Origin of the sequence: Neisseria sp. N95_16 (assembly GCF_002551535.2) — a bacterium.
GTDB classification, from domain to species: Bacteria; Pseudomonadota; Gammaproteobacteria; order Burkholderiales; family Neisseriaceae; genus Neisseria; species Neisseria brasiliensis.
Genome location: NZ_PDBT02000133.1, coordinates 1 through 2,240, shown reverse-complemented (window position 1 = coordinate 2,240; position 2,240 = coordinate 1). Strand labels below are relative to the sequence as shown.

The following is a 2,240-nucleotide window of genomic DNA, read 5'->3' as shown; positions in this document are numbered from 1 at the left end:
TTGGGTAAGCGGATTAAATGGTTGATCTTACCTTTGCATGAGAGTGAGACAGACCGGCATCTCATCGGATTATCTGGTTGATGCTTCACCTACTGCTGGTGCATGTTTCCTTCGCTAATTCCAGCAAGAACCCCACACGCCTCAACTTCCCGGTCATCGTTGCAACTCGCTCTCAGTGAAACGAGTTGTTTCTCAAGCGCTTGCAGAGCGGTTATCTGCGACCGCACATGAGAGATGTGATCATCGAGCAAGGTGTTGACGGCGGTACAAGGCTGATGAGGGTCGTCCTGATAGCTCTGTAGTTCGTGAATCTCAGCCAGTGACAGGCCTAGGATTCTGCAGCGACGAATGAAGGCCAGCCCCTCACCATGCTTCTCGGTATAGACACGGTAACCGTTGTCCTGCCGATCAGGCGGCGGCAACAAGCCCTGCTGTTCATAGAAGCGGATCGTCTGTGTTTCGACCCCTACCAACTGTGCCAACTGACCAATGCGCATCAGCCTCCTCCCCAACGGATTCTTTACTCTATTGACCTTATAGTAGCTTTATAGTTTAAAATGGTACCACAACATTGTTCAAGTGGAGTCATATCATGAGTAAAAACTGCGGAGGCACCTGTGGCGACCATGCAAAGCCTGCGGCGGATACCGATATACAGGCCTCCTCCGAGGGGCCAGGGAGATGGGTCAGTGTTTATGCCGTGCCGAAGATGGACTGTCCATCAGAAGAACGAATGATTCGCCTGGCCCTGAACGGCGTTGAGGAGATTCGGGCGCTGTCCTTCGACTTGTCGAACCGCCGGCTGAAGGTCGTGCATGACGGCGAGGCTGAGCCCATTACCGCGAAACTGAAGACCTTGGGGCTAGGCGCCTCGCTTCAGGAAACCGTCGCTGCAAATCCGGAGACCATCAAGGCCGCCGAGTTTTCGGCAGCTTCTGCTAAGCAAGAATCCGGGACCCTGCGCTGGTTGCTCGGCATCAATGCACTTCTGTTCGTGGTGGAAATGACTGCCGGTCTGATCGCCCGGTCCACCGGCCTGATTGGAGAATCCCTGGACAATTTTGCCGATGCGGCGGTGTACGGGCTTACCCTTTATGCGGTTGGACATAGCGTGAAAGTGCAGGTACGTGCCGCGCATCTTGCTGGTGTACTGCAACTGATCTTGGCTGTGGGCGTGCTCGTAGAGGTGGTGAGACGCTTTGTATTCGGTAGTGAGCCTGAATCGCTGGTGATGATGGCTATCGCATTCGTCGCATTGATTGCCAATACCAGTTGTCTGCTGCTCATATCCAAACATCGGGAAGGCGGGGCGCACATGAAGGTAAGCTGGATATTCTCGGCCAACGACGTGGTGATCAACCTGGGGGTCATCACCGCCGGCGCTCTGGTCGCGTGGACCGGGTCCAATTATCCGGATCTGATTATCGGCACCATCGCGGGGGTAATTGTACTTAACGGTGCCAGACGCATTCTGGCACTCAAGGATTAAGCAATGTCCATTTTTGGCAAACATCTGTCACCGTACGCTCTGTTGTCCATATCGGGCCTGCTGGCAGCGTCTGATCAGGCCGTAAAATGGCTGGTGCAACAATCAATGGCATATGGCGAGTCTATTTCAGTGACCTCATTCTTTAACTGGGTACACGTATGGAATACCGGTGCCGCATTCAGTCTTTTTGCGAATGGTGGAGGCTGGCAGCGCTACTTTTTTATCGGAATCGCGGTAGTGGTCTCGATTTTTCTGATCAAGCTGATCCTTGAAAATCGTCATAAAGGAGAAGCCATCGCTTACAGTCTTATCCTCGGTGGCGCCATGGGTAACCTGATTGACCGGGTCTTTCGCGGCTATGTTGTGGATTCCTTTGATTTCTATTGGCGAGACTGGCATTGGCCGGCCTTCAACCTGGCTGATATTGCAATTGTCCTCGGTGCCTTACTTTTCGTTTCCAGCAGCTTGTTGGGTAAAAAAGCAAACACCAATGCCGAGTCGGATGGATCTGACTGACACCTACGCCTATACAACACCATGACCGAACTTCCCGACAACATCCTTCACCTGCCGCAATACCAAGTACTGGGCTGCAAATCAACCGACGACGAAATGCACTTCCAGGTGGACGTGCCCGATCTCATCGCCTGCGAGGGATGCGGCATGCAGGGTGAGTTCGTACGGTTCGGCAAGCGTGACGTTCTCTATCGTGATCTGCTCATCCACGGCAAACGGGTCACTCTCTGGGTGG

4 protein-coding genes are annotated in these 2,240 nt (G+C 53.3%); 3 read left to right on the top strand and 1 reads right to left on the bottom strand.

Annotated features, from left to right (window positions below; translation table 11 throughout):
* Positions 1-89 precede the first annotated feature (89 nt).
* A complete protein-coding gene (gene cadR / locus CRG49_RS12725) occupies positions 90-497 on the bottom strand; it encodes a Cd(II)/Pb(II)-responsive transcriptional regulator (RefSeq protein WP_007148576.1) in 408 nt (135 codons plus the stop codon).
* Between the two features lie 95 nt (positions 498-592).
* Between cadR and CRG49_RS12720 the strand changes: the two genes are divergently transcribed.
* The 3 genes from CRG49_RS12720 to CRG49_RS12710 form a co-directional block, all read left to right on the top strand.
* Positions 593-1,489, top strand: a complete 897-nt coding sequence (locus tag CRG49_RS12720) for a cation transporter (protein ID WP_095502805.1) — start codon at positions 593-595, stop codon at positions 1,487-1,489.
* A gap of 3 nt (positions 1,490-1,492) precedes the next feature.
* Positions 1,493-2,005, top strand: coding sequence for a signal peptidase II (gene lspA, locus CRG49_RS12715; protein ID WP_095502804.1), 513 nt, complete (start codon positions 1,493-1,495; stop codon positions 2,003-2,005).
* Between the two features lie 21 nt (positions 2,006-2,026).
* Positions 2,027-2,240: transposase family protein (locus tag CRG49_RS12710; protein ID WP_369832046.1), on the top strand; the 214-nt coding region annotated here is incomplete at its 3' end.

Bases quoted from the DNA above. Each gene is read 5' to 3' on its own strand.
- cadR (WP_007148576.1), bottom strand. From the start codon at position 497: ATGCGCATTGGTCAGTTGGCACAGTTGGTAGGGGTCGAAACACAGACG.
- lspA (WP_095502804.1), top strand. From the start codon at position 1,493: ATGTCCATTTTTGGCAAACATCTGTCACCGTACGCTCTGTTGTCCATA.
- CRG49_RS12720 (WP_095502805.1), top strand. From the start codon at position 593: ATGAGTAAAAACTGCGGAGGCACCTGTGGCGACCATGCAAAGCCTGCG.